Origin of the sequence: Muricoccus vinaceus, assembly GCF_042433125.1 — a bacterium.
Taxonomy (GTDB): domain Bacteria; phylum Pseudomonadota; class Alphaproteobacteria; order Acetobacterales; family Acetobacteraceae; genus Roseomonas; species Roseomonas vinacea.
Genome location: NZ_JBHLVZ010000083.1, coordinates 1 through 22,737 on the forward strand (window position 1 = coordinate 1; position 22,737 = coordinate 22,737).

The 22,737-nt window shown below is 72.3% G+C and carries 25 protein-coding genes; 17 read left to right on the forward strand and 8 right to left on the reverse strand.

Annotation, left to right across the window (positions count from 1 at the left end):
• The first annotated feature begins 103 nt into the window (after positions 1 to 103).
• Positions 104 to 820 (forward strand): isochorismatase family protein, encoded by a 717-nt coding sequence (locus tag ACFFIC_RS22130; RefSeq protein ID WP_377054400.1) that lies wholly within the window; start codon positions 104 to 106, stop codon positions 818 to 820.
• A 170-nt stretch (positions 821 to 990) separates the two neighbouring features.
• Here the strand turns inward: ACFFIC_RS22130 and ACFFIC_RS22135 are convergent, their stop codons facing one another.
• Positions 991 to 1,698 (reverse strand): hypothetical protein, encoded by a 708-nt coding sequence (locus tag ACFFIC_RS22135; RefSeq protein ID WP_377054402.1) that lies wholly within the window; start codon positions 1,696 to 1,698, stop codon positions 991 to 993.
• On the opposite strand from ACFFIC_RS22135, the gene ACFFIC_RS22140 reads away from it, so the two are divergent.
• The 8 genes from ACFFIC_RS22140 to phnE (ACFFIC_RS22175) all read left to right on the forward strand — a co-directional run bounded on the left by ACFFIC_RS22140 (position 1,697) and on the right by phnE (ACFFIC_RS22175) (position 10,720).
• A complete protein-coding gene (locus tag ACFFIC_RS22140) occupies positions 1,697 to 3,556 on the forward strand; it encodes a putative bifunctional diguanylate cyclase/phosphodiesterase (RefSeq protein WP_377054404.1) in 1,860 nt (619 codons plus the stop codon). The genes ACFFIC_RS22135 and ACFFIC_RS22140 overlap by 2 nt on opposite strands.
• A gap of 67 nt (positions 3,557 to 3,623) precedes the next feature.
• A complete protein-coding gene (locus ACFFIC_RS22145; protein ID WP_377054406.1) occupies positions 3,624 to 4,829 on the forward strand; it encodes an MFS transporter in 1,206 nt (401 codons plus the stop codon).
• Positions 4,830 to 4,906: 77 nt separating this feature from the next.
• A complete protein-coding gene (locus ACFFIC_RS22150) occupies positions 4,907 to 6,064 on the forward strand; it encodes a DegT/DnrJ/EryC1/StrS family aminotransferase (RefSeq protein WP_377054408.1) in 1,158 nt (385 codons plus the stop codon).
• 72 nt (positions 6,065 to 6,136) lie between these two features.
• Positions 6,137 to 6,937 carry a phosphonate ABC transporter ATP-binding protein gene (gene phnC, locus ACFFIC_RS22155; RefSeq protein ID WP_377054410.1) on the forward strand — a complete coding sequence of 267 codons (801 nt, stop codon included), beginning with the start codon at positions 6,137 to 6,139 and terminating at the stop codon, positions 6,935 to 6,937.
• Positions 6,934 to 7,917 carry a phosphate/phosphite/phosphonate ABC transporter substrate-binding protein gene (gene phnD / locus ACFFIC_RS22160; RefSeq protein ID WP_377054412.1) on the forward strand — a complete coding sequence of 328 codons (984 nt, stop codon included), beginning with the start codon at positions 6,934 to 6,936 and terminating at the stop codon, positions 7,915 to 7,917. The genes phnC and phnD (ACFFIC_RS22160) overlap by 4 nt, the downstream gene beginning before the upstream one ends.
• A 1-nt stretch (position 7,918) precedes the next feature.
• On the forward strand, positions 7,919 to 8,893 hold the full coding sequence (phnD, locus tag ACFFIC_RS22165) for a phosphate/phosphite/phosphonate ABC transporter substrate-binding protein (RefSeq protein WP_377054414.1): 975 nt from the start codon (positions 7,919 to 7,921) through the stop codon (positions 8,891 to 8,893).
• Positions 8,894 to 8,915: 22 nt separating this feature from the next.
• Positions 8,916 to 9,803: a phosphonate ABC transporter, permease protein PhnE gene (gene phnE / locus ACFFIC_RS22170; RefSeq protein ID WP_377054806.1), complete on the forward strand. Its 888-nt coding sequence runs from the start codon at positions 8,916 to 8,918 to the stop codon at positions 9,801 to 9,803.
• Entirely contained in the window at positions 9,800 to 10,720 is a 921-nt protein-coding gene (phnE, locus tag ACFFIC_RS22175) for a phosphonate ABC transporter, permease protein PhnE (RefSeq protein WP_377054416.1), read from the forward strand. The genes phnE (ACFFIC_RS22170) and phnE (ACFFIC_RS22175) overlap by 4 nt, the downstream gene beginning before the upstream one ends.
• 76 nt (positions 10,721 to 10,796) lie before the next feature.
• On the opposite strand, the gene ACFFIC_RS22180 is transcribed toward phnE (ACFFIC_RS22175), so the two are convergent.
• The 3 genes from ACFFIC_RS22180 to ACFFIC_RS22190 form a co-directional block, all read right to left on the reverse strand.
• A complete protein-coding gene (locus ACFFIC_RS22180) occupies positions 10,797 to 11,261 on the reverse strand; it encodes a GcrA family cell cycle regulator (RefSeq protein WP_377054418.1) in 465 nt (154 codons plus the stop codon).
• 166 nt (positions 11,262 to 11,427) lie between these two features.
• On the reverse strand, positions 11,428 to 12,393 hold the full coding sequence (locus tag ACFFIC_RS22185) for an acetamidase/formamidase family protein (protein WP_377054420.1): 966 nt from the start codon (positions 12,391 to 12,393) through the stop codon (positions 11,428 to 11,430).
• 138 nt (positions 12,394 to 12,531) lie between these two features.
• Positions 12,532 to 12,753, reverse strand: a complete 222-nt coding sequence (locus ACFFIC_RS22190) for a hypothetical protein (RefSeq protein WP_377054422.1) — start codon at positions 12,751 to 12,753, stop codon at positions 12,532 to 12,534.
• A gap of 124 nt (positions 12,754 to 12,877) precedes the next feature.
• Between ACFFIC_RS22190 and ACFFIC_RS22195 the strand changes: the two genes are divergently transcribed.
• Together ACFFIC_RS22195 and ACFFIC_RS22200 are read left to right on the forward strand one after the other, a co-directional pair.
• Positions 12,878 to 14,557: a glycosyltransferase family 39 protein gene (locus ACFFIC_RS22195; RefSeq protein WP_377054424.1), complete on the forward strand. Its 1,680-nt coding sequence runs from the start codon at positions 12,878 to 12,880 to the stop codon at positions 14,555 to 14,557.
• A gap of 4 nt (positions 14,558 to 14,561) precedes the next feature.
• Entirely contained in the window at positions 14,562 to 15,170 is a 609-nt protein-coding gene (locus tag ACFFIC_RS22200) for a DedA family protein (RefSeq protein WP_377054426.1), read from the forward strand.
• Between the two features lie 21 nt (positions 15,171 to 15,191).
• Here the strand turns inward: ACFFIC_RS22200 and ACFFIC_RS22205 are convergent, their stop codons facing one another.
• Complete coding sequence (locus ACFFIC_RS22205) at positions 15,192 to 15,974, reverse strand: enoyl-CoA hydratase/isomerase family protein (RefSeq protein ID WP_377054428.1); 783 nt, start codon at positions 15,972 to 15,974, stop codon at positions 15,192 to 15,194.
• Between the two features lie 117 nt (positions 15,975 to 16,091).
• Between ACFFIC_RS22205 and ACFFIC_RS22210 the strand changes: the two genes are divergently transcribed.
• Positions 16,092 to 16,601, forward strand: a complete 510-nt coding sequence (locus tag ACFFIC_RS22210) for a pyridoxamine 5'-phosphate oxidase family protein (RefSeq protein ID WP_377054430.1) — start codon at positions 16,092 to 16,094, stop codon at positions 16,599 to 16,601.
• 202 nt (positions 16,602 to 16,803) lie between these two features.
• A complete protein-coding gene (locus tag ACFFIC_RS22215) occupies positions 16,804 to 17,097 on the forward strand; it encodes a hypothetical protein (RefSeq protein WP_377054432.1) in 294 nt (97 codons plus the stop codon).
• Here the strand turns inward: ACFFIC_RS22215 and ACFFIC_RS22220 are convergent.
• The 3 genes from ACFFIC_RS22220 to ACFFIC_RS22230 are packed head-to-tail and all read right to left on the reverse strand — an operon-like array spanning position 17,088 to position 19,976.
• The gene (locus tag ACFFIC_RS22220) at positions 17,088 to 17,978 is read right to left on the reverse strand and encodes a prephenate dehydrogenase/arogenate dehydrogenase family protein (protein WP_377054434.1); all 891 of its coding nucleotides are present in this window, start codon (positions 17,976 to 17,978) and stop codon (positions 17,088 to 17,090) included. The genes ACFFIC_RS22215 and ACFFIC_RS22220 overlap by 10 nt on opposite strands.
• The gene (gene hisC, locus ACFFIC_RS22225; RefSeq protein WP_377054436.1) at positions 17,971 to 19,077 is read right to left on the reverse strand and encodes a histidinol-phosphate transaminase; all 1,107 of its coding nucleotides are present in this window, start codon (positions 19,075 to 19,077) and stop codon (positions 17,971 to 17,973) included. Before hisC ends, ACFFIC_RS22220 begins: the two co-directional genes overlap by 8 nt.
• A 50-nt stretch (positions 19,078 to 19,127) precedes the next feature.
• Positions 19,128 to 19,976, reverse strand: a complete 849-nt coding sequence (locus tag ACFFIC_RS22230) for a chorismate mutase (protein WP_377054438.1) — start codon at positions 19,974 to 19,976, stop codon at positions 19,128 to 19,130.
• A 128-nt stretch (positions 19,977 to 20,104) separates the two neighbouring features.
• Here ACFFIC_RS22230 and metX point away from each other — a divergent pair, with 128 nt between their 5' ends.
• The 4 genes from metX (at position 20,105) to ACFFIC_RS22250 (ending at position 22,686) form a co-directional block, all read left to right on the forward strand.
• On the forward strand, positions 20,105 to 21,259 hold the full coding sequence (metX, locus tag ACFFIC_RS22235) for a homoserine O-acetyltransferase MetX (protein ID WP_377054440.1): 1,155 nt from the start codon (positions 20,105 to 20,107) through the stop codon (positions 21,257 to 21,259).
• Positions 21,260 to 21,330: 71 nt separating this feature from the next.
• Complete coding sequence (gene metW, locus ACFFIC_RS22240) at positions 21,331 to 21,933, forward strand: methionine biosynthesis protein MetW (protein WP_377054808.1); 603 nt, start codon at positions 21,331 to 21,333, stop codon at positions 21,931 to 21,933.
• 1 nt (position 21,934) lies between these two features.
• Positions 21,935 to 22,252 carry a hypothetical protein gene (locus ACFFIC_RS22245; protein WP_377054442.1) on the forward strand — a complete coding sequence of 106 codons (318 nt, stop codon included), beginning with the start codon at positions 21,935 to 21,937 and terminating at the stop codon, positions 22,250 to 22,252.
• A gap of 41 nt (positions 22,253 to 22,293) precedes the next feature.
• Positions 22,294 to 22,686 (forward strand): hypothetical protein, encoded by a 393-nt coding sequence (locus ACFFIC_RS22250; RefSeq protein WP_377054444.1) that lies wholly within the window; start codon positions 22,294 to 22,296, stop codon positions 22,684 to 22,686.
• The last annotated feature ends 51 nt before the right edge of the window (positions 22,687 to 22,737 follow it).

Genomic DNA, 22,737 nt, shown 5'->3' on the forward strand with positions numbered 1-22,737 from the left:
GACACCTCCACACTCGCCGACCCCACCGTCGTCAGCGACCTCATCGGAAACCGCGTGGGGTGAAGAAAGGCGGCCGGCACCGGCCTTGCATGAACAGGAACCGATGACCGACCGCACCCCCCAGGACCTCCCCCGCACGCCCGGCGACCGCCTCCTCGCGGCGGAACCGGAAGCCTTCCCGATCCTGCCCGCCCGCACGGCGCTGATCGTGGTGGACATGCAGAACGCCTATGCCTCCCGGGAAGGCTACCTGGACAAGGCGGGCTTCGACCTGTCGGGCGCGCAATCCGTGATCGGCAAGGTGGTGCAGGTGGTGGCCGCCGCGCGGATGCTGGGCATCCAGATCGTGTGGTTCCAGAACGGCTGGGACCCGGAGGGGATCGAGGCCGGTGGCCCCGGTTCTCCCAACCACTGGAAGTCCAACGCGCTGCGCCTGATGCGCGAGCGTCCGGATCTGGAGGGCAGCCTTCTGTCCAAGGGCGGCTGGGACTACGCGCTGGTGCCCCAGATGCAGCGCGCCCCCGGTGACATCCTGATCCAGAAGCCGCGCTACGGCGGCTTCAGCGGCACGCAGCTCGAGATGCTGCTGCGCGCCCGCGGCATCCGCGACATCCTGTTCTGCGGCGTCGCCACCAATGTCTGCGTGGAAAGCACGCTGCGCGAGGCCTTTCACCACGAGTTCTGGCCCGTGCTGGTCGAGGACGCCTGCTGGCAGGGCGGGCCGCGTTTCGTGCACGACGCCACGGTGTTCAACGTGCGGACCTTCTTCGGCTGGGTGACCACCACCGCAGCGCTGACGGAGCTCGCCTCGGCGAACTGATCCAGGCGCCTTAACGGCCTGTTTTCGAATCGGCTCCTAATTTCCGGGCGGGCTGGGTTGGCTGGCCGGATGGAGAGCCGGGCGTGCAATACCCCCTGCCGGATGCGGCATCGCCACGCCCGAGGTCCCTCGCCGCAGCCTGCTCCTCCGCCTTCCGCTCCTGCGCCGAATTACGCTTCGAGGCCGCGCTCGTTCTGACGATCCTGGCGGTCCTGTGGGGCGCCATCGGCGTCTGGCTGGTGGAGGAATGCCGCACGATCGAGAACGGCGCGCGGGTGTCGGCCTCCAACATCGCCGGCGCCGCCGAGCAGGGCGTCGCCCGCACCATCGAGGCCATCGACCAGCGCCTGCGCTTCGCGCGGGAGGCCTTCCGCCGGGACCCCGAGGGCTTCACCCTGGACTTCGTCGCCAGCGGCAACGGCTACAACGACGGCATGATGGCGCAGCTCGCCCTGATCGACGCCTCGGGCAAGCTGCGTCAAACGAACCTGGGCCCGACGGACGGCACGCTCGATCTTTCGGACCGCCTGCACTTCCGGGTCCATGTCGATGATCCCGCCGACATCCTCTACATCAGCCGTCCCGTGCTGGGCCGGGTTTCCCAGCGCTGGACGGTGCAGTTCACGCGCAAGCTCTTCGCGCCGGATGGCAGCTTCGCGGGCGTCGTGGTCTGCTCGCTCGATCCCTACTGGATGACGCAGCTCCACGAGCTGCTGGACTTCAGCGGCAACATGCTCCTGCTGGGCCGGGACGGCGTGGTGCGTGCCGCGGCACCCGACGGATCCCTGCTCAGCCATGACCTGTCGGACACCCCGCTCGGCCTGGCGGCCGCGAACTCGGAACACGGCAGCGTCGCCCCCCCCGGCGGCATCCGGCATGGCCGGCCGGCTCATCAGCTTCCGCCGCCTGCGCAACTACCCCATCACGGTGGCCGTGGGCATGGACATGGCGCCGCTGCACGCCGCCTACCGGACCCTCCGGTTTTCCGCCGTCGCGATCGGCTCGGGCGTCAGCCTGCTGGTGCTCGCCGTGGGCTTCCTGCTGATCCGGCACAAGCGCCGCGTCCTCGCCTCGCGCGAAGTGCTGCGCCATGCCGTGGAGAACCTGGACCAGGGATTGGTCATGGTGGACCGGAACGGCCGGATCTCGCTCCGCAACAGCCGCTACGTGGCGCTGCTGGACCTGCCGCCGGACCTGTCCGCCCCCGGTGCGGACTACGCCCAGCTCGTCCGGTGGCTGGCCGCACGCGGGGAATTCGATCAGTCCGGCGCCGGGAAAAGCCATCTCGCCTCCTCGGCCGAGGAAGGCGGCGTTCGCTTCGCCGAACGGATCCGCCCGAACGGAACGGCGCTCGAGATCCGGATGCGCATGCTCTCGGGCGGCGGGCTGATCGGCACCTACACCGACGTGACCGACCGCCGCCGCGCGCAGGAGGAGATCCACCACCTCGCCCACCACGATGGGCTGACGGACCTGGCCAACCGCACCCTGCTGGAGGAGCGGCTGACCCAGGCCATGGCCGCCGCGGAGCGGAGTGGCGGGCAGCTCGCCGTGCTCTGCCTCGACCTGAACCGCTTCAAGCCGGTGAACGACACGCTCGGCCACGCCGCGGGCGACGAACTGCTGCGGCAGACCGCCCGGCGCCTGCACGGGCTGGCGCGCGCATCCGATACCGTGGCGCGGGTGGGCGGGGACGAGTTCGTGCTGGTCCAGACCACCCTTTCCCAGCCCGGCGACGCGGCCGCGCTGGCGGAACGGATCATGGTGGAGATCTCCCTTCCCTTTGACCTGAACGGACACGCGGTCACCATCGACACCAGCATCGGCATCGCGCTCTTTCCCCATGACGGCCACACGGTGGAAGCGCTGCTGAAGAACGCCGACACCGCCCTCTACCGCGCCAAGGAAGCGGGACGCGGCGTCACCTGCTTCTTCGAGGCGGAGATGGAGGAGCGCCTGCTGGAGCGCGGCCTGCTGGAGCAAGACCTCCGCGCCGCGCTGGCCAAAGGCGAGTTCTCCGTCAGCTTCCAGCCGCTGCACAACTGCGGCACGCGCGACGTCACCTCCTTCGAGGCGCTGTTGCGCTGGGAGAACCCCGAGCGGGGCAAGGTCTCCCCCGCCGATTTCATACCGGTGGCCGAGGAATGCGGCCTCATCCTGCCGCTGGGACGCTGGATGCTGGAACAGGCCTGCACGGTGGCGGCTTCCTGGCCGCATCCCTACACGGTCGCGGTGAATCTTTCCCCGGTGCAGTTCCAGCGGGGCAACCTCCCGGCGCAGGTCGCCGAGGTGCTGGCGCAGACCGGCCTTCCCGCGAACCAGCTGGAGCTGGAGGTCACGGAGGGGCTGCTGATCGAGGATTCGGAGGGTGCGCTGGCGACGATGCGGGCCCTGAAGGCGCTGGGCGTGCGGCTGGCGCTCGACGACTTCGGCACCGGCTACTCCAGCCTCAGCTATCTCCGGCGCTTTCCCTTCGACAAGCTCAAGATCGACAAGTCCTTCATCCAGGCGATCGAGCTGGACGCCGGGGCGCGCGCCATCGTGGATGCGATCCTGGCCATGGGCCACAGCCTGAACCTTCGCGTCACCGCGGAGGGCGTGGAAACGGAGGAGCAACTGGCCTTCCTCCTGCGCCACGATTGTGACGAGGTGCAGGGCTTCCTGCTCGGCCGTCCCGTGCCGGCGGAGCAGCTTTGCCGGTCGCTGCGCAAGAAGGTGGGCGCCGCGATGGCCTGAGCCCTCGCCCGGCCCTTGTCGCGGCAGGGCTGGCGCGCGCGCCCGAAGGGTCTCAAATGGGCGCCGCATGCCAGCCCCACCCGCCGACGAAACCGCCCGCACCCGCTGGCTGATCACCCTCTACGGCCTGACCGCCTTCACCACCTCGCTTTCCGCCCGCAGCCTGGACCCGATCCTGCCCGAGATCGCCCGCGACTTCGCGGCGGCGACCGACACGGTGGCGCTGCTGGCCTCGGCCTTCGCCCTGCCCTACGCGCTGATCCAGCCCTTCCTCGGCCCGGTCGGCGATGCCCTGGGCAAGCGGCGGGTCATCGCGGTTGCCACCCTGCTCACGGGCCTTGCCCTCGTCGCCTGCGCGCTGGCGCCCTCCCTCGGCGTGCTCTTCGTGGTGCGCGCCATCGCGGGGGCGGCGGCGGGCGGCATCTACCCGCTGGTCATCGCCACCTTCGGGGACCGCGTGCCCCAGGCCCAGCGGCAGGTCGCGCTGAGCCGCCTGCTCGCCTTCTCCACGGCCGGCCAGATCGCGGGCGGGGTGTTCTCCGGCCTGGTGCACGGGCTGGTCGACTGGCGGGGCATCCTGGGGGGCGGCGCTGTGGCGGTGTTCGCCATGGGGCTGGTGCTCTGGCGCGACATCCGGCGCGAGCCCGACCCGCCGCCCGGCCGGCTGGACGCCGCCGCCGCCGCGCGGCGCTATGCCGAGATCGTCCGCATCCCCATGGCGCGCCGCCTCTACGCCATCGTCTCGATCGAAGGGCTGCTCGTCTTCGGGGTCTTCCCCTATCTCGCCGCCCTGGTCGCCGGCTGGAACATGGGCGGCCCGCTGCAGGCCGGGCTGGTGATCGGCGCCTTCGGCGCGGCGGGGGTGCTCAACACCGTGCTGGCCGGGCCGATGCTGGCCCGGCTGGGCCTGCCGGCCATGCAGCGCCTGGCGGGCGGGCTGATCTGCTTCGGCTTCTCCGCCATGGCCTGGGCGGGCTGGCAGGCCGGAGCCGGCGCGCCGTCGCTCGGGGTGGCCCCGGTGGTGGCGGGCATGTTCATCGTGGGCGTCGGCTATTTCACCATGCACAACACCCTCCAGGCCCGCGCCACGGAGGTCGCCCCGCGGGCGCGCGGCTCGGCGGTGGCGCTGCTCGCCTTCTCCTTCTTCGTCGGCCAGTCTCTGGGCCCGCTGCTGTTCGGCTCCGCGCTGGTCTGGCTCGGGCCGGTGGCCGCGCTGCTGCTGGTCGGGCTGGGCATGCTGCTGCTGGGGCTGGTCCTCTCCCGCGCCCTGTAGCCCCCGCCCGCCACGTAACCCCCCGACACGATCCTTGATTTCGACGCCGGCGCGGGTTTGCGCTAAGGCCCCGCCCCATGCCGCACGACACACAAGCCCCCATCAACCTCTTCGACGTCCGCGCCCAGCAGGCGCTGATCCGTCCGGAGATCGACCGGCGCATCGCCGCCGTGCTCGACTCCGGCCGCTTCGTCATGGGCCCGGAGGTGGAGGAGCTGGAGCGCGGCCTGGCCGCCTTCGCCGGGGTCGGCCACTGCGTCGGCGTCTCCTCGGGCACGGATGCCCTCCAGATCGCCATGATGGCCGAGAACATCGGCCGCGGCGACGCGGTGTTCCTGCCCGCCTTCACCTACACCGCGACCGCCGAGGTGCCGCTGGTGCTGGGCGCCACCCCCGTCTTCGTGGACGTGGATCCCCACACCTTCAACATCGACATCGCCGACCTCCGCCGCCGCGTCGCCCTGGTGAAGGCCGAGGGCAGGCTCCGCCCCCGCGCGGTGGTGGGCGTGGACCTCTTCGGCCTGCCCGCCGACTGGGAGGCCATCGAGGCGATCTGCGCCGAGGAGGGCATGTTCGCCCTGGACGACGCCGCCCAGGCCTTCGGGGGCGCGCTGCGCGGCAAGCGCCTCGGCGCCTGGGGCGGCGCGGCGGCCCTGTCCTTCTATCCCACCAAGACGCTCGGCTGTTACGGCGACGGCGGCGCGCTGCTGACGGACGATGCCGGGAAGGCGGAACTCTACCGCTCGCTCCGCACCCACGGCGAGGGCAAGACCCGCTACGAGGTGATGCGCACCGGCATGAACGGCCGGCTGGACACGATCCAGGCCGCCATCCTGCTCTGCAAGCTGCCGCTGATGGAGGGGGAACTGGCCGCCCGCGCCCGCGTGGCCGGCTGGTACGACGCGCGCCTGGCCGGCCGGGTGCAGACGCCGGCCCGGCCCGAGGGCGCCGAGAGCGCCTTCGGCCTCTACTCCATCCTGCTGGACGACGAGAACCAGCGCGCCCGCGTGCAGGAGGCCTGCAAGGCGCGCGGCGTGCCGACGGCGATCTATTACCCGCTGTCGCTGCACCACCAGCCCGCCTATCGCGCGGCCCATGCCGCCGCCATCGGCCAGGCGCCGCCCCTGCCGGTCAGCGAGGCGCTGTGCAAGCGCATCCTCGCCCTGCCCATGCACCCCTACCTGGACGAGGCGCAGGCGGCGCGGGTCAGCGAAGCGGTGCTCGCGGGGCTTTAGCCCACTGTCGGGGCGCCCCGGCTCGGCTAAGCTGGGCCGAACCCCGGGGAGCCCCGATGCGCGACGATCCCCATGCTTGAACTGCGTGACCTTTCCCGCCGCTTCGGCGAGCGCGCGGCGGTGGATAGCGTTTCTCTTTCCGTGCCCCAGGGCCAGATGGTGGGCATCATCGGCCGCTCCGGCGCGGGCAAGTCCACCCTGCTGCGCATGGTCAACCGTCTGACCGAGCCGAGCGCGGGCCGCATCCTGCACGACGGCGTGGACGTGACCGCGCTCAGCGGCCGCGCGCTCAGGGACTGGCGCACGCGCGCCGCCATGATCTTCCAGCAGTTCAACCTCATCCAGCGGCTGGACGTGCTGACCAACGTCCTCGTCGGCCGCCTGAACCACCGGCCGGGCGCGCTGGCCACCCTGAACTCCCTGTTCCTCCGCTTCTCCCCGGCCGAGCGCGCCATGGCGCTCGAGGCCCTGGCGCGCTTCGACCTGGCGGAGCAGGCCCTGCAGCGCGCCGAAACGCTCTCGGGCGGCCAGCAGCAGCGCGTGGCCATCGCCCGCGCCCTGCTGCAGGAGCCCCGCCTGATCCTGGCCGACGAACCCATCGCCTCGCTCGACCCCCGCAACGCCCGGGTGGTGATGGACGCGCTGCGCGACGTGAACCGGCGGGACGGGCTGACGGTGCTCGTGAACCTCCACCACCTGGAAACCGCCCGGCGCTACTGCGACCGCATCGTGGCCATGCAGGCCGGACGCGTGGTGTTCGACGGCACCCCCGCCACCCTGACGGCGGCGGAGGTCGAGGCCATCTACGGCGTGCCGGAGGAAGCGCTCGAGAGCGAGGCGCCGCGCGCCGCAGCGGCCGGAGCCATCGCATGACCCCCACCCGCCGCGCCCTTCTCGCCACCCTCGCCGCCGCGCCGGCCACGGCCCTGGCGCAGCCCGCACCCCGCCGCACCACCGATCCCGGCGTCACCTTCCCCGAGCCCGGCCGCCGCCCCTGGGCCGACGCCATCCCCACGCTCCGCATCGGCATCTCCGGCGGCGAGAACGAGACCGACCGCCTCGCCCGCAACGAGCCCTATGGCCGCCTGCTGGAGGAAACCTTCCGGCTCCCCGTCCGCCTCTACCCCGCCCCCGATTTCGCCGGCGTCGGCCAGGCTTTCGCCGCCGGGCGGATCGAGATGGCGCAGATGGGCGCCGCCAACTACGCCGGCACCTGGATCGACACGCGCGGCGCGATCGAGGCCCTGGTGGCCGCGGAAGCCGATGACGGCACCATCGGCTACGTCGCCGTCATGGTCACGCGCGCCGATTCCGGCATCACCAACCTCCAGGACATGCGCGGCAAGTCCCTCGCCTGGGCCGACCCCGCCTCCACCTCCGGCTTCTTCGCCCCCCGCGCCGCGCTGCGCGCCCAGGGGATCGAGCCCGCCACCTTCTTCTCCCGCACGGGCTTCGCGGGCGGGCACGAGCAGGCGGTGGTGGCGGTGCTGCACCGCCAGTATGATGCCGGCTGCACCTGGGCCTCCGGCCAAGGCGATTTCGCCACCGGCTATTCGCGCGGCGCGCTGAAGGTGATGGTGGACAAGGGCATGCTCGACATGCGCGACCTCCGCGTGATCTGGCAGAGCGACCCCATCCCCGCGGGCCCCATCGCCTGCCGCGCGGATCTGCCGGAAGCCTTCAAGGAGGACATGCGCCGCTTCTTCCTGGCCCTGCCCAAGGCCCATCCCGCCATCTACGAGGGCATCGAGCGCGGCGGCGGCACCGGCTTCCGCACCGTCACCCACGCCGACTACGCGCTGGTGGTGCGCCTGCGCGAGGAGGAGGCGCTGGAGCGCCGCCGGAGACGCTGAGATGCTGACGCGCCGCCGCCTCCTTTCCCTGCCCGTGGCACTCGCCGCCTCCCCCGCCCTCGCGCAGCGGCGCAGCACCGATCCCGGCACCGCCTTCCCCGCGCCGGGGCGCCGTGCCTGGGCGGCGCAAGTGCCGCAGATCCGCATCGGCATCCTGGGCGGCGAGAACGAGGGCGACCGGCTGGGCCGCTACGACCCCTATCGCCGCCTGATGGAGGAGACCTTCGGCGTGCCCGCGCGCCTCTTCCTGGCCGCCGATTTCGCGGGCGTGGTGCAGGCCCTGGGCGCGGGGCAGATCGACCTCGCCTCCGTCGGCCCCGCCGTCTACGCCGCCGCCTGGCTGGACACCAACGGGGGCGTGGAGCCGCTGCTGGTGGCGGAGCAGGAGGACGGTTCGGCGAGCTACATCGGCGTGATGGTCACGCGGGCGGATTCCGGCATCGCGGACCTCGGGGGCATGCGCGGCAAGTCGCTCGCCTGGCCGGACCCGAACTCGGCCTCGGGCTACCTCATCCCGCGCTTCGCTCTGCGGCGCGCGGGCATCGATCCCAACACCCACTTCGCCCGCACGGGCTTCGCGGGCGGGCACGAGCAGGCGGTGATCGCGGTGCTGCAACGCCAGTACGACGCCGCCTTCACCTGGGCCTCCGGCCAGGGCGATCCCGCCGCCGGCTTCTCGCGCGGAAACCTGCACGCGATGGTCGAGAAGGGCATGCTGAACATGCGCGACCTGCGGATCATCTGGCAGACGGAGCCGGTGATCTACGGCCCCCTGACCGTGAGGAAGGCCCTGCCCGCCACCTTCAAGGAGGACCTGCGCCTGTTCCACCTGGCGCTGCCCACCGCGCATCCGGAGGTCTACCGCGCCATCGAGCGCGGCGCCGGCACCGGCTACCGCGAGGTGACGCACGAGCAGTTCCAGTTGCTGATCGACATGCGGCGCGAGGAGGCGGCCGAGCGCCGGAGGCGGAATTGAGCACGCCCGGGGCGCGACTCACCTGAGCACAACCCTCTCCCCCGCCGTCGCGCGCGGCGAGGCCGCCTTCCAGGCCGCGCGCCGGGCGAAGCGGTCGCGCACGCTGCTGGGCCTCGCGCTGTTTCTCGCAGCCCTCCTCGCGGCCGCCTGGGTCAGCGAGTTCCACCCCGCCGCCGTCGCCGCCGGCCTGCCGCGCGCGGGCGACTACTTCGCGCGCCTCCTGCCGGACCTGCGCTGGGCCACGCTGTTCGGCGGATGGGAAAACGAGGGCAGCATCGCCTTCTGGTTCTACCGCCTGGACAAATGGGCGCTGCTTCTCCTGGAAACCGCGAACATGGCGGCGCTGGCAACGCTGGCGGGCGGGCTGGTGGCGCTGCTGCTGGCCTTTCCCGCGGCCCGCAACACCGCGCCCTCCACCTGGTCCTACCGCCTCGCGCGGCGCGGGCTGGAGGCGATGCGGACGGTGCCGGAGATCGTCTACGCGCTGATCCTGGTCTGGGCCTTCGGCGTCGGGCCGCTGGCCGGCATCATCGCCATCGCCGCCCACACCACGGGCGCGCTGGGCAAGCTCTTCGCGGAGGCGATCGAGAACGCGGAGATGGGCCCCTGGGACGGCGTGCGCGCCACGGGCGGCACCTGGGCCCAGGCCTGCCGCTTCGCCATGCTGCCGCAGGTGGCACCCAACATGGTCTCGTACCTGCTGCTGCGTTTCGAGATCAACGTGCGGGGCGCGAGCGTGATCGGCTTCGTGGGCGCGGGCGGGATCGGGCAGGAGCTTTATCTGGTGATCAGCCAGAACTACTACGAGGAAATCTCCGCCATCATCCTGCTGATCGTGCTGGTGGTGGCGACCATCGACCTCCTGTCGGACTCCATCCGCCGCGGGCTGGGCGGAGACTCCCGGGCATGAGCGAAGCGAATGTCCCGCCCGGCATGAGCGAAGCGAATGTCCCGCCCGGCATGAGCGAAGCGAATGTCCCACCCGGCATGAGCGACGCCGCTGTCGCGCGCTGGCAGGCCGCCCTTCCCGCCGCCTTCGGCCCCTCGCCCCGGCAACGCAGGTTCCGCATCCTGGGCGGCACCCTTTTCCTCTGCTGGCTCGCCTGGGCGCTCTGGCTCTTCGACATCACCCCCGCGCGGCTCTGGAACGGGATGTCGGGCCTGTTCACCATCATCCGCCTGATGATCCCGCCCTCCCCGGGCGAGCTGTGGGGCGACATCCTGCGCGGCATCGCCGAAAGCATCGCCATGGCCTTTCTCGGCACGGTGCTGGCCGCCAGCTTCGCGGTGCCGCTCGGCTTCCTCGGCGCGCGCAACATCGTCACCGCCACGCTGTTCCGCTTTTCCTTGCGCCGCGTCTTCGACGGGTTCCGCGGCGTGGACCAGCTCATCTGGGCGCTGGCCTTCGTGCGCGCCGTGGGCCTCGGGCCGCTGGCCGGCGTGCTGGCGCTCTTCGTGTCGGACCTCGCCACCCTCTCCAAGCTCTATGCGGAGGCGATCGAGAACGCGGAGCGCCGCCAGTCCGAAGGCGTGCTCGCGGCCGGCGGATCGCGCCTCATGGCCATTCGCTTCGGCGTCCTTCCGCAGGTGATGCCGGTGATGCTGGCGCAGGCGCTGTACTTCTTCGAGAGCAACACGCGCTCCGCCTCCATCCTCGGCGTCGTCGGCGCGGGCGGCATCGGGCTGCAGATCGCCGAGCGCATCAAGGTGCGCCACTGGAACGAGGTGGCCTTCATCATCATCCTGATGGTGATCACCGTCGCCGTCATCGACTGGCTGGGCGGACGCCTGCGGCGGCGGCTGATCGGCGGCCGCCCGCAGAACTGAACGGCCGCGCGCGCAAGAAAAAGGCCGGGGCGCTTCCCCCGGCCTTCCCGCAATCACCTCCGGTGGAACCGTGCGATCAGGCCGCGTCCTCGCGCCGGTCGCGCGCCTTCACATAGGCGATGGAGGCATGCTCCAGGCAGTAGGGCTTCGCGCCCATCGCCTCGCTCGTGCAGAAGCGGAACTCGGGCGTGCCGGGCTCGCCGATCGGCCAGCAGCAGCTTCGCGCGCTGCTGCGCTGGAAGGGGCGCACCACGGCAGGCGGCGCCGCGCGCACCACCGGCACGGGCGCCGGCCGCGGCGCGGGCACCGGAACGGGGCGCGGCGCGGGTACCGCGGCAATGGGGCGCGGCGCATCCGATGCGGCGCCGGCCGCCGATTGCTCGCGCTGAATGGGACTCGGCCGCGCCGGCAGATGCAGGCGATGCGCCTTGCCCACCACCGCGTTCTTCGAGATGCCCATGCGGCGTCCGATCTCGGCGGTGGAGTGTCCTTCCGCCCAGAGAGCCCGCAATTGCTCGATCGCTTCCGCTGACCAATCCATCGCGCCCATCCCCGTCAACGCCGATACAAGATACGGTAGGTCAGGCGGTTGCCTGCCCACAAGATGCGGCGCACGAAAACTTGTGTATGGAACTGTGGGCGAACCTGTGGACAGGATTCGCGACGTGAATCGGATCAGCCTCTTGGTATGACCACTTCACACGAAATCAGAAGAGCAATCCCTTCCTCAACATGCCGTGCACGCCCTTCTCGCCGTTCACGGTTTGCGTCACGCGGAAATCCACCGCGAGCGAGCAGAACTGATAGGCATCGGCCGCGGACAGGTTCGTGCGCGCGGCAATGAAGGCGATCATCTCGCGCAGCGCCTGCTTCATCGCGAGGTCCAGGTCCTCGTTCATGCCCATGGTGATGAAATGCGTCGGCGTTTCCGCACGTGGAAAGCGCAGGATCGGATCGCGCGCGCCGCCGCCCTTCTCCACGTGCAGGCCGAAGGTGCCGGTCAGGCAGGTCTCCAGCGCATTGATGCAGACCTCGCCGTCGCCCTGCACGCCGTGCCCGTCACCGGCCGAGAACATCGCGCCCGCCACATGCACCGGCAGCCACAGCACCGTGCCCTGCACCAGCTCCTTGTTGTCGAGGTTGCCGCCATGGGCGCGCGGCTCCTTGGTGGAGATGCGCCCCCAATCCTCCGGCGGCGCCACGCCCATCACCCCGAAGAAGGGCGCGAGCGGCAGCCTGATGCCGCCACCCATCGGCAGCGTGCAGGTCTTCGCCTCGCGGTCCACGGGAATATGGAGCATCCGCCGGAAGGGGAAATCCTCGGGCAGCGTGCCGGCCAGCGGGCGGAAGCCGCAGAAGCCCCAGTCCGAACCCAGGTCGATGCGCTCGATCTCCACGCGCAGCGCGTCGCCCGGCTCCGCGCCGCGCACCTCAACCGGCCCCGTGATGATGTGACCCGAGACGCCCGCGACATTGGCCGTGCCGATCGCGCGCAACGCAGCGGGCACCGTCATGCCGCGCCCTTCCTCCGGCACGGCGTCGCCCAGGCCCGACACGCATTCCAGCGTCACCCGCTCCGCGGAACCAACGCTCGCCACCGGCGGGAAGGTCGCGTCGAACACGCCGATGCGCGTGGTCTCGGGGCTCGCGGGAACGAAAAGGGGATCGGGCATCGGGCACTCCTGACGAGCACCCAGTTTCGCCCTTCGCCCCGCGCTTGGCGAGGGCCCGACACGCGCGCGCCCGGGGCGAAACGGGCCCCGGGCGCGAACAGCCTCGCCAATGCTCCTCCCGCCGCGGGGAGGCCGCTCTCACATCACGGTCGGCGGCATTCCGCCGGGGCCGGGGCCGATCGGCGGGATGTCCGGCCCGACCGGGTCGGAATCCGGCCCGATGGGGTCGGTGATGGGCGAATATTCGGGCCCGGGTGCCGGCGGCGGGGAGATCGGCTCCGGCACGGGGTTCTCGGGCCCCGGCGCCGGGCCGGGCGCGGGCGAGGGGTCGGGGGGCACGATCTCGGGATTGTCGGACACGGTGCGATCTCCTTTTTCTCCGCCGAACAACGCGGCAGCGGCGCGGATGTTGGCGGCACCGCGATCCGGCGGGGCCGGTTTGCCCCCTCGACTTGATCGGGTGCCGCCGCTAAGGCGCCGGGCCATGGCCCTTGCCCCCTCGTTGTCCGGCATGCTGGACCGCCTGCCGGAAACACGGCGGCCGCGGCTGTGGCTTTCCCTCCTCTGCCTGCTGCTCTGGGTGCCCGGCCTGTTCTCCCTGCCCGCCGGGGACCGCGACGAGTCCCGCTTCGCCCAGGCCAGCCGCCAGATGGTGGAAAGCGGCGACCACGTGCGGATCCGCAACGGCGAGGTGGAGCGCAACAAGAAGCCGGTCGGCATCCACTGGGCCCAGGCCGGCATCGTCCATGTGATGGAGGCCACGGGGCTCCCCGCCCGCCGCTGGATCGGCAGCTACCGCCTGGCCGCGGCGATCGGCGCCTGGCTGGCGGTGATCGCCACCTTCTCGCTCGGACGCGGGCTGGTGGGGCGGCGGGCGGCCTTTCTCGCCTCGGCGCTGCTGGCGGCCTCGCTGCTGCTGGTGGCCGAAACCCACATCGCCAAGACCGACGCGGCCCTGCTGGCGGCCATCGTCGCCGCCATGGGCCTGATGGGCCGGGCCTATCTCTCCCCCGCCGGCTTTTCCCCGCGCGCCGCGCTGGGCTTCTGGCTGGCCCTCGGCGCGGGCGTGCTGCTCAAGGGCCCGATCGCGCCCATGGTGCCGCTGCTCGCAGGGCTCACCCTCTGCGCCGCCGACCGCGGCTGGCGGGCCGGCATGCCCTGGCTGCGGGCGCTGCGGCCGGGCTGGGGCATCCCCCTGATGATCGCCTGCGCCCTCCCCTGGCTGGTCGCCATCGGCATCGCGACCGAGGGCCGCTTCTTCACCCAGGCGCTCGGCGACGACCTGCTGAACAAGGTCGGGTCCGGCGAGGAGGCCCATTGGGGCCCGCCCGGCTACTACCTCCTCACCTTCGGCATCGCGGCCTTCCCCGGCGCCTTCCTGGTGCTGCGCGGCCTGCCCCATGCCTGGGGGGCGCGGATGCGGCCGGGCACGCGCTTCCTGCTGGCCTGGGCCGCCCCCACCTGGCTGCTGTTCGAGGCGGTGGCGACCAAGCTGCCGCACTATGTCCTGCCCGCCTATCCCGCCCTGCTGCTGCTGGGCGCCGCCTGGGCCTGCGACCCGCTACGCCGCCCCGCCCCGCGCTGGCTGGCATGGCTGGGCTGGGCCGCGCTCTTCGGCACGGCCCTGGGGCTGGCGGGGCTCGCGGTCGCGCTCCCGCTCCTGGCGGATGGCCGCGTCGGCCTGGCTTCCCTGCTGGCGATCCCCTTCGCCGCCGCGCTGCTCTGGGCCGTGCCGCACGTCGCGCGGACGGGGGAATGGGCACGGGCTGGGCTATCGGCCGCGCTGCTGGCGGTGCCGCTCTACTGGGTGCTGCTGGAGGGCGTCCTCCCCCGCCTCGCCGCGCCCTGGGTGTCGTCGCGCGTCGCGGCCCTGGTGGCGGCGGAGGGCGTGCCGGCGGAGCGCTTCGGCATCACCGGCTTCCACGAGCCGTCGGTGGTCTTCGAGGCCGGCACCGCGACCCGCCTGCTGGGCGACGGCGCCGCGGCCGCGCGCTTCCTCCGGGCGGAACCCGGCCGCGTGGCGGCGGTGGAGGCGCGCGAGGTGCCGCGCTTCGAGGCCGAGGCCAATGCGCTGGGCCTGCCCCACCACGCCGTGGCGCGGGTGGAAGGCTTCAACTACGTGCGCGGCCGGCACGTCGCCATCGTCCTGTTCCGGACCCCCTGAGGCCATGCTGGAATTCGTCGCCGACATCATGGCCGCCACCGGCCTCTTCGGCATCTTCCTGCTGATGCTGGCCGAGAACATCTTCCCGCCCATCCCCTCGGAGGCGATCATGCCCGTGGCCGGCTTCGCGGCCGCCCAGGGCAAGATGGACCCCGTTTCCGTGTTTCTGGCCGGCGTGTCCGGCGCCATGCTGGGCAATGCCTGCTGGTACGAGGCCGCGCGCGCCGTGGGCCAGACGCGGATCGAGCGCGCGGCGGACCGCTGGGGCCGCTGGCTCGGCATCATCGGCGAGGACGTGCGCGCGGCCAGCGCGCTTCTGGTGCGCTGGGGCGCCTGGGCCGTGCTGGCCTGCCGCTGCCTGCCCGGCCCGCGCACGCTGATCTCCGTGCCCGCCGGCCTCGTGCACATGAACCGCGCCATCTTCTACGGCGCGACCGCCATCGGAACCTGCCTCTGGACCGGCTTCCTGATGACCGCGGGCTGGCTGCTGCAGGGCCAGTGGGAGCGGATCGGGCATTGGATGGAGCCGCTGGGAATCGCCGTGCTGGCCGCCGCCGCCCTGGCCTACGCCTGGCATCTCTGGCGCACGCGCGGGCGCTGGCGGCGGCGCTGAGGCCCCTGGCCGAGAGGCCGCTCAGCGCCCCTGGAACACGGGCTTCCGCTTCTCGTTGAAGGCCGCCACGGCTTCCCGGAAATCGGCGCTGCGGGGAAATTCCTCCAGCTCCGCCCGGTCCGCCGCCGTGATCGGCAGGGGCCCGCGCAGCGCCCGCAGCGCCCGCTTGTGGAAGCGGTTGGCCAGCGGCGCCCCCTCGGCGATGCGCCGGGCCAGCGCCAGGGCCTCCGCCTGCACGGCCTCGTCCGGTACCAGCCGGGTGAGCAGCCGCCGCTCCAGGGCCTCCGCGCCGGAATAGGTGCGGCCCTCCACCAGCATCTCCATCGCCACGGCCTCCCCGGCGATGCGCAGCAGGGCGTCCAGCCCCTCGTGCGGATAGAACAGGCCGAGGTTGCGGGCGGGGATGCCCATGCGCGTGCCGGGCCCGCCCACCCGGAAGTCGCACATCAGCGCCAGGCCGCAGCCGCCGCCCAGGGCATGGCCGGACAGCGCCGCGACCACCGGGTGCGCGCAGCGCTCGATCGCCAGGAAGGCCGAAACCAGGGCGTCGTGATAGGCGCGCTCGCGCTCTTCGGTGCCGCGCTCGGTGGCGAAGGCGGCGATGTCGGCACCGGCGGAGAAGGCCTGCTCGCCCGCGCCCCGCAGCACCACGCAGCGCAGCGAGGCATCGGCCGACAGCGTCTCGAACAGGCCTGGCAGCGCCTGCCACATCGGCAGGGTCAAGGCATTGCGCCGCGCGGGGCGGCTGATCGTCAGCGTCGCGATCCCCGCGCCCTGCGCGAGGTGGAGGTCGGGATGGCTCATCGTCCGCCCAGGGTGCGGGGGGCGCCCGCGGCAGGCAACCCCCTCGGTCCGGCACGGGGCAACCGCACCGGGCCGGCGCCGTTCCATCGCCTGTTCCGAGAGCACGAGGAGAGCCCCATGGCCGAGGCGAAGACCGACCACGAGCAGCGCGAAAAGGTCCGCGCGATGATCAAGGACGTGAAGACGGCCGTGCTGGTCACCCACGGCGACGGCGACAAGCTGCGCGGCCGCCCGATGGTGGCCGCCGCCCTGGATCCGGACGGCAAGACCCTGTGGTTCTATTCGGGCAACAGCACCGAGAAGACCGAGGAGATCAACCGCAACAACCGCGTGCTGCTCTCCTATTCCGACCCTTCGAGCCAGAACTACGTCTCCATCTCCGGCACCGCCAAGGTCATTCGCGACGTGGCGAAGCAGAAGGAGCTCTGGCAGGAAACCATGAAGACCTGGTTCCCCGATGGCCCCGAGGACGCGCGCATCGCGCTGATCGCCGTGGAGATGACCGGCGCCGAATACTGGGACAGCCCCTCCTCCACGCTGCTGCACGCCTTCGGCTACGTGAAGGCGACCCTGACGGGCGAGCCGCCGAAGGGTGGTGAGAACGAGCGGGTGAAGTTCCCGGCCTGACCACGATCGGTCGCCCCCTTCCCCCTCGGGCGGAAGGAGGGCTGCCATCCCGGTTGGCGGCCACCGCACGGATCAACAAGCTTTTCGTTACGAAAACCTTCCAATCGCACCATCTTGATTCTATGGTCCTGGGACATGGCCGGAACGCCCCGTCGCGTCCGGCCATGACCGATTCGCCGGACTGATCAGGAACCTGCTTTCGATGTCTGTCGCCTGCTCCGCCCTTCACTCCGCCTTCCAGCTCGCCCTCATGGATGCCGTCCGTCCGGGCATGGACTGGGAGGAGGCCATGTGCGCCCTGCTGGACGCGCGCGACCGCCTGGCCGCCCCCCTCGCCCTCCGCCCCGAGACATGCACCGTCGACCTCGGCGGCGCGCGCGAGCAGAACAGCCTCGTCTCCGCGCTTCAGGCCAGCTTTCGCCAGGCCATGCGCACGATCCCCGTGCCGGCGGACACCAAGGGCGAGAGGCTCTGCCTGCTGCCCCTTCAGGCCTGATTCAACTCGATCAGGGAACGCCGGATCTTCCGCCCGCGGCGGATCCGGTCCTCGATGAAGCCGGCCTCGCCCCAACGGATGGCGCGGCCGAAGGCCTGGGCGTCCTCCGTCAGCCGGGCCAGCATCTCCAGCACCGCCTCGCGGTTGTTCAGGAAGATGTCGCGCCACATGTCCACGTCGCTGGCCGCGATCCGCGTGAAGTCGCGGAAGCCCGAGGCCGCGAAGCGCAGCACCGCCTCCCGCGTCTCCTGCGCCAGGTCGTCCGCCGTGCCGCAGATGGTGAAGGCGATCAGGTGCGGCAGGTGCGAGACCACGGCCACGACCTTGTCGTGCGTGGCCGCATCCATGGTCTCGATCATCGACTCCGCGCGCTCCCACAGGCCGCGCAGCCGCGCGACGGCCTCGGGGTCCGTGCCCGGCGGCGGCGTGATGATGCACCAGCGCCCCTTGAACAGCGTCGCGAAGCCCGCATCCGGCCCGGAATGCTCCGTGCCGGCCATGGGGTGCGCGGGCACGAGGTGCACGCCCTCCGGCAGCAGGGGCAGCAGGTCGCGCAGCACGCTGCCCTTGGTGGAGCCGACGTCGCTGAGGATGCAGCCGCGCGCCAGGTGCGGCGCGATGATGGCCATCACCCCCGCATAGGCGCCGACCGGCACGCAGAGGATCACCGCGTCGCAGCCCAGCACGGCCTTCGCGGGATCGGCCTCCACCACGTCGGCGATGCCCAGCGCCCGCACGCGCTCCAGCGTGTGCCCGCTCCGGGCGTTCGCCACCAGCGTGCGGGCGATGTCGCCCCGCTCCCGCGCCAGCCGCAGGATGGAGGAACCGACAAGCCCCGGCCCGATGATGCAGAGGCGCTCGAAGAGCGGCTGCTCAGGCATGGGCCGCGCTTCGCACAACCGGGCTCTGCGCGTCGGCCAGCGCGTCCAGCACCATCTGGCATTCCTCGGCGGTGCCCACGGTGATCCGGAGGCAGGTGGGCAGGCCGTAAACGGCCACGCCCCGCACGATCAGCCCGCGCGAGCGCAGATGCGCGTCCGCCGCCTTCGCGGCATCCGCGCCGCCGAAATCCACCAGCAGGAAGTTGCCGTGGCTCGGGTGGACGCGCAGGCCCAGCGCCTCCAGCCCCTCCGTCAGCCGCGCGCGCCAGGCGCTGTTGTGCGCCACGCTCTTGGCCACCCAGTCGGGCTCGGACAGCGCCGCGATGCCCGCCGCCATGGCGGGGGCCGAGACGTTGAAGGGCCCGCGCACCCGGTTCATCACGTCGATGATCGCAGCCGGCCCATAGGCCCAGCCCAGCCGGATGCCGCCCAGGCCCCAGACCTTGCTGAAGGTGCGCGTCATCACCGTGTTCGACCCCGCATCCACCAGCGCCTGGCCGGGATCGTAGCCGGGGTCCTCCACGTACTCGGCATAGGCGCTGTCGAGCACCAGCAGGATGTCCTCGCGCAGCCCGGCGCGCAGCCGGTTCACCTCCGGCTGCGGCAGCAGCGCCCCCGTCGGGTTGTTCGGGTTCGCCAGGATCACGAGGCGCGTGCGCGGCCCGCAGGCGGCGATCAGCCCGTCCACGTCGGCCACCAGGTCCTTCTCGGGCACCTTGATGATCTGGCAGCCCGCCCAGCGGCCGGTCAGCTCGTACATGAGGAAGCCGTGGGCGGACATCACCAGCTCCGTCCCCTCCCCGCCATAGGCCAGGATGATCAGCGCCAGCAGCTCGTCCGATCCGTTGCCCGTCACGATCCGCGCCGGGTCCAGCCCGTGGTGCCGACCGATCGCCTCGCGCAGCGCCGTCGCCCCGCCATCGGGATAGCGGTGCGCCTCCCGCCCGGCCTCGGCGATCGCGGCGATGGCCGCCGGCGGCGGGCCGAAGGGCCCCTCGTTGGAGGAAAGCTTCACGATCCGGTTCACGCCCGGGACCTTGGATTCGCCGCCCACATAGGGCTCGACCGAGAGGATGGAGGGGCGGGGCATCACGGGCATGGTCGTCGTCTCTCCGACGGAATGGGGCGAGGGCCCCGAGATATGGGGGTTCAGCGGCCCGCCGCCTGGGGCAGGTCGGCCTCGGGTTCGGCATAGCCGCCGACCGGCACCGCGCGCAGCGCGGCCAGGGAGCCCAGGCGCGGGTCGCCCGCGGCCACCAGCCCCTTCACCTCCGCCAGGACGCGCAAGCCGCCCGCCGAGAAAACCAGGCGGAGGGGCGCCAGCCCCGCCGCGGCCATCGCCGTCACCATCGCCTCGCGCGCGGTGCCGGGCGCGCGCTCCAGCCGCAGCAGCCCGCGGTCGCGCGGGGTGGCGTCGGCACCGAAGCGGGCCACAACCAGCGCGCTGGGCAGCAACTGCCCGTCCCGCATCAGAAAGGGCAGCGCCGCCACCACCTGCACCCGCGGCACGTCCAGCCCGGCCCACCAGGCGGCCTCGGGCGGCTCGCCATCGGCCGGGGAAGGCAGCACGGCGACCGAGCACTCCCCCGCCGCCAGGGCGGCCAGCACCGCGGCGGGCGTGGCATGGGCGCGAAGCGGCGTGTCCAGCCCGAAATGCCCGCGCGCCAGCCCCTCCGTCCCCGCCATCGCCGCGACGGAGAAGTCGGATTGCTGGCGCAGCGAGGCGCCGATCACCTCCCGCCACAGCCGGGCGACGTCGGCGCGCGGCATGGGGCCCGCATGGCGCGCGAACAGCCGCCGCAGGATCATCGCCTCCCGCCCCGGGCGGAAGGAGGCGCCGCCCGCCTTCATCCCCTGGGCGGCCAGCGCGGCCGAGAGCGCCGCCCGCCGCATCAGCAGGTCGTGCACGGCATCGTCGATCGCGTCGAACTCGGCCCGGGCCGCCAGGAGGGCCGCGGGGTGGACAACGGACGGGTCGGTGAGGGCGGGATCGGGCATGTGACCGGGCATCGTGGGCCCGCCGGGTCTAGCGCCCCCTTGCCGGGGCGCCAAGGCGGGGCGGTGAGGGCCGCCCCGGGCAGTCCGCACCTTGCCCCCCCGGCAGCGGGCTCCTAATCCTCCCGCCCATGGATGAGGTCGTGCCGTTTCTGCCGGACGTGGCGCACCAGCGGGCCGTTTTCGCGGACGGGCTGCTGCTGGACAGCGGCGCCATGCTCGCGCCGCTGGTGGTGGCCTACGAGACCTACGGCACGCTGGACGCGAACCGCGGCAACGCCGTGCTCGTCTGCCATGCCCTGACCGGGGACCAGTACCTGGCCGGCCGGCACCCCGTCACCGGCCGCCCGGGCTGGTGGGAGAACATCGTCGGCCCCGGCCTGCCCATCGACACCGACCGCTTCTTCGTCATCTGCGCCAACGTGCTCGGCGGCTGCATGGGCAGCTCCGGCCCGCGGGAGGAGATGACGGACAACGAGGGCAACGGCATCGGCCGCCCCTGGGGCACCGACTTCCCGAGCGTGACGATCCGCGACATGGTGCGCGCCCAGAAGCGCCTGGTGGAGCGCCTGGGCATCACCCGCCTGCTGGCCGTCGTCGGCGGCTCCATGGGGGGCATGCAGGCCCTGCAATGGGCCGCGACCTTCCCGGAATCGGTCTTCGCCTGCGCCCCCATCGCGACGGCCGCCCACCACTCCGCCCAGAACATCGCCTTCCACGAGGTCGGCCGCGCCGCCATCCACGCCGACCCCGACTGGTGCGGCGGCGCCTACTGGCGCGAGGGCCGCCTGCCCGCGCAGGGCCTGTCCGTCGCGCGCATGGTCGCCCACATCACCTATCTCTCGGAAAGCGCGCTGACGCGGAAGTTCGGCCGCCGCCTCCAGGGCGCCAAGGCCGTCACCTTCCTGGAGGACGTCTTCGCGGTGGAAAGCTACCTGCGCCACCAGGGCAGCACCTTCATCCGCCGCTTCGACGCCAACTCCTACCTCACCATCACCCGCGCCATGGACTATTTCGACCTGGCCGAGGACTGCGGCGGCGACCTGTCGCTCGCCTTCCGCAACACGCCCACCCGCTTCTTCGTCGCCTCCTTCTCCTCGGACTGGCTCTTTCCCACCGCCGAGAGCCGCGCCATCACCCGCGCGCTCAACCGCGCCGCCGCCCGCACCTCCTTCATCGAGATCGCCTCCGACAAGGGCCACGACGCCTTCCTGCTGGACGAGCCCGAGTTCCACGCGGCATTGGCCGGCTTCCTGCGCGGCGCGGCCGACGCGGCGGGGGCCTGAGCGTGGGAATCCGGCCCAAGTCGGAGCCGATCCGCCCCAAGGCGGAGCCGATCCGCTATGTCGCCAAGAACATGCGCCTCGACCTCCGCCTGATCGCGGAAATGATCCCGGCCGGCGCCAAGGTGCTCGACATCGGCTGCGGCGACGGCGCCCTGATCGAGCACCTGACGCGCGAGAAGCACGCGGACGCGCGGGGCATCGAGATCGACATGGACGAGGCCACGCGGGCCGTCGCCGCGGGCCTGGCCGTGATCCACGGGGATGCCGATGCCGACCTCGCCCACTACCCCGACGGCGCCTTCGACTACGTCGTGCTGAGCCGCACCCTCCAGGCCGTGGAGCGCCCGCGCGAGGTGCTGCGCCAGATGCTGCGCATCGGCAGCCACGCCATCGTCTCCTTCCCGAACTTCGGCCATTGGCAGATGCGCTGGCGCCTGCTTTCCACGGGCCGGATGCCGGACACCGACACCTGGAACCGCCCCTGGTACGAGACGCCCAACATCCATCCCTGCACGATCCTGGACTTCGTGGCGCTCTGCGAGACGGACGGCTACGCGGTGGACGGATGGCTGGCGGTGGACGAGCGCGGCCTGCGCGCCCCCTGGCGCCGCGGGCTGCGGCTGGCCAACCTGTTCGGGGAGCAGGCGCTCTTCCTGCTGAGCCGGAAAACCTGAGATGAAGTACCCGGTGACGCCGGACGGCCGCTATTTCGCGGTGCGCGGACGGCTCTGGCGCATGGCCAATCCCGCCCTGCCGCCCGAGGAGCGCGAAACCCTGACCGGCGCGCTGATGAACGCCCGCCGCGCGGTCGGCGCCGCCCTGCGCGCGGAGGACGAGGCCGCGCTCAAGACCGCCCGCGCGGCGGTGGACGAGGCCAAGCGCGCCTTGGGCGAGCGCGGCCCGGTCTGGTGGGAGGACGACGCCCCCGACATGAACCGCAAAAAGGTGAAGAACACGCCCTACGCCGACTGGTACGCCTCGCTAGGCCTCTGAAGACGCTTTAAAAACAGGCGCATGGACCCCATATCGGGCCCATGCGCAACACCCCTGCGGGGCCCCGCGCCGAAGCGTCCCCGCCCCCCTCCCGAACCCTTCGCCGCCGCGTCGCCCGCCTGGCCCGGGCGGTGCGGGAACGCCGCGCGCTGGAGCTGCTCTATGGCGGCGCCTGGCGCGTGGTGCACCCGCACGCCATCGGCCGCATGGGCACCGGGCGCACGGGCCTGCTGACCTGGCAGACCGCCGGGCTGGCGCGCGGCCCCGCAGACCCCGGCGAGGGCTGGCGCATGTTCGACGTCGCCCGCATCGAGGCCACGCGGGCGCTGCGCGCGCACTTCGCCCCCCGCCCCCGCGGCGGCCCGGCCTGGACCGCGGGGATCGACGCACCGGTGGCCGAGGTGCCGCCGCGCGCCGAGGCGCTGGCCGCCTGAGCACCTGAGGCGCGCCGCGCACCTCGCCCGCGGTTCCGCCCGTGGCAGGCA